Origin of the sequence: Acinetobacter sp. NIOH-H-8 (assembly GCF_046635365.1) — a bacterium.
GTDB lineage: Bacteria > Pseudomonadota > Gammaproteobacteria > Pseudomonadales > Moraxellaceae > Acinetobacter.
In genome coordinates this window covers 1-2,476 of the sequence record NZ_JBHDVN010000101.1, presented here as the reverse complement: position 1 = coordinate 2,476, position 2,476 = coordinate 1, and the positions used below count along the sequence as shown (strand labels likewise).

The following is a 2,476-nucleotide window of genomic DNA, read 5'->3' as shown; positions in this document are numbered from 1 at the left end:
GAATTAAAGCGTGCCAATGAAATTCTACGTAAAGCAGCCGCTTTTTTCGCCCAGGCGGAGCTCGACCGCCCACACAAATAATGGTGGATTTCATCCATAACAATAAAGATCGATATGGTGTTGATGCAATTTGTAGGATTTTACCGATCGCTGCTTCAACCTATTACCGGACTTTAGATCTCACAGTAAATCCAGAACATCGAGCAAAGCGAGATTTACATGATGAGCATCATGCTGAACAAATTAAAAGAATTTGGAAAGAAAGTTCAGGTCGATATGGTGTGCGTAAAGTTTGGCAAAAACTGAAACGTGAAGGCTATATTATTGCGCGCTGTACAATGGTTCGCTTGATGCAGAAGCTAGGTCCACAAGGTGTTTAGCGTGGTAAGAATAAACAAACCACCCGTAGCCGAGATGATCAAAAAAGAGCAGATGATTTAGTGAAACGTAATTTTAATGCTGATCATCCTGACCCTTGCGAAGCAGTGCTTCTCAGGTAAGTGACTTTACGTATATTCAAACTCACTCAGGCTGGGTTTATACCGCCTTTATTATTGATGTGTTCTCACGAGCAATTGTTGGATGGAAAGTATCTACACGGATGAATACAGATATGGTGCTTGATGCACTTGAGCAAGCATTGCACGATCGAGGCATGCTAAAGAATGTGTATTCATCATTCCGACAGAGGTGTGCAATATCTTTCCATTCGTTATACCAATCGTTTAGAAGCAGCAAATATAAGAGCATCAGTCGGTACGACTGGTGATTCATACGATAATGCTTTGGCTGAAACGGTGAATGGCTTATACAAAACAGGGGTGATTGAATATTTAAAAGCAGACTGGCACGGTTTAGCGGATGTACAACTTGCGACACTAAACTGGCTAGATTGGTTCAACAAAAAGCGTGTACACAGTACACTGGGTTATGTATCACCTTTTGATTTTGAAGCAATGTACTATGATAAGATTAACCCGTTAGGTCAGGTGGCCTAACTTAAATAAAAAAGTCTCCGACAAACCCGGTACGGTTCAGTTTTGTAGTAGATGACATGAATCAGCTAATTCAAGAGCATTTACTTTAGTCTTTAAAAAAAGGTGAACTATGCCGAAACATCCCGACGATTATTATCTGACACGGCAAGAAATTGACGATTTGAGAGCGGAAGCCAAAAACGCAGCAAAATATATGAAAGCTTTTTTCGATTTTAAGATGGAAGCTCGTTATTCATTTAGCGTGAACTGGTCCGCCCAAGATGGAGAATTTGTTGGACTCTGTGCCGAATTCCCCTCGCTGTCTTGGCTAGATTCGACCGGCGATAAAGCACGTTCCGGCATTGAGAAACTTGTTTTTGAAGTAGTAGAAGACATGACTTCCACTGGAGAAGTCATATCTTAATATTTTTGAAAAAATCCCTGATTCCGGGTGATGTATTCATTCAAGTTATTCGAGTCTAAGCCATATATTTGCAGTTTTTTATCGATATATTTAAAAAAGAAAGAATAAACAATGTGCATAATCCCAAGTACAAAAGCTTCTATTTTGATTGCCAGAAATATGGCCTTATTGTCTGTAACGAGCATTTCTATAGTGAAATGATTAAAAAAATAGATGAAGAAAGTCACCAGACTGAGCAGGATCAAAAGTGCATAAGCTTTAACACATACGTTACATTGTTGATTCATTTTTTCCAGTTTCTGAAAAATTGTATGATTCATTTGGCTCTCTAGGCATCTAAATTTTTGAATGACGAACTCTCTACAAATTTTAAATATCCAGCATTAAAAATGGGTAGAAATTTTGTGTCGGATGAATAGCTTGCTTCATAAAAAATTATCAAAATTATAGAGAGTTAAATTGTTAGTAAAATACTGAAATTAAATAAGATGGTTAATACCAACACACATCATAGCTACCTTGATTTGAAAAGAAGCTATTGTGTATGTCGATCAGAGCATTATATGTAGAAAGTTCTCTAGTTCTTTATCGTGTTTACCCGACTTGTAATATGATTCATATATCAGCTAAATGGGAGTGCAGCACTATGTCAACAGTAGATATAATTGATGAAGATGACAATGAATCAGGTATTGCTGTCAAAGCCGCAAATGTACTTCGAGACCGCTTTATTGCCGCAGCGCAAAGTGGAACAGTTCTGTATGTAGAAAATGATAATTTAATGAGTAAAACACCGAATGGTGTGCCAATCTTGGTTAAACACTTGGACGGCCGGAATCCTGACCTAGCTCACCGATTTGCGGAACGACGAACTTTTAAAATTACAAAACGTAAAGTAAGTCAGGATTGAAGCTAACTGGGACTTGTATTCAAATTTCATATAAGAGATTTTATGTTAAATAATGGTTTTTATATGATCTAGTATTTCTAAATATAAGTGCAATTTTACTAAGGTTGCTTAGATGCTATGGAATCTAAATATCTAAATTGTTCATCCCCCTTTACTTCATTTTCA

At 37.3% G+C, this 2,476-nt stretch carries 2 protein-coding genes, 1 pseudogene and 1 other annotated feature; all 3 genes and pseudogenes read left to right on the top strand.

Translation table 11 applies throughout. The annotated features are described in order from the left end of the window. A pseudogene (locus ACEWB7_RS17120) lies at nt 1–998 on the top strand (IS3 family transposase); the annotation flags it as partial. Beyond that, nucleotides 39–155, top strand: a sequence feature (AL1L pseudoknot). Its footprint overlaps the pseudogene before it by 117 nt. A 109-nt stretch (nt 999–1,107) precedes the next feature. After that, complete coding sequence (locus ACEWB7_RS17115) at nt 1,108–1,401, top strand: antitoxin HicB (protein ID WP_159124578.1); 294 nt, start codon at nt 1,108–1,110, stop codon at nt 1,399–1,401. Between the two features lie 646 nt (nt 1,402–2,047). Continuing rightward, entirely contained in the window at nt 2,048–2,311 is a 264-nt protein-coding gene (locus tag ACEWB7_RS17110; protein WP_034707385.1) for a hypothetical protein, read from the top strand. Nucleotides 2,312–2,476: the final 165 nt, after the last annotated feature.

Bases quoted from the DNA above. Each gene is read 5' to 3' on its own strand.
- ACEWB7_RS17115 (WP_159124578.1), top strand. From the start codon at position 1,108: ATGCCGAAACATCCCGACGATTATTATCTGACACGGCAAGAAATTGAC.
- ACEWB7_RS17110 (WP_034707385.1), top strand. From the start codon at position 2,048: ATGTCAACAGTAGATATAATTGATGAAGATGACAATGAATCAGGTATT.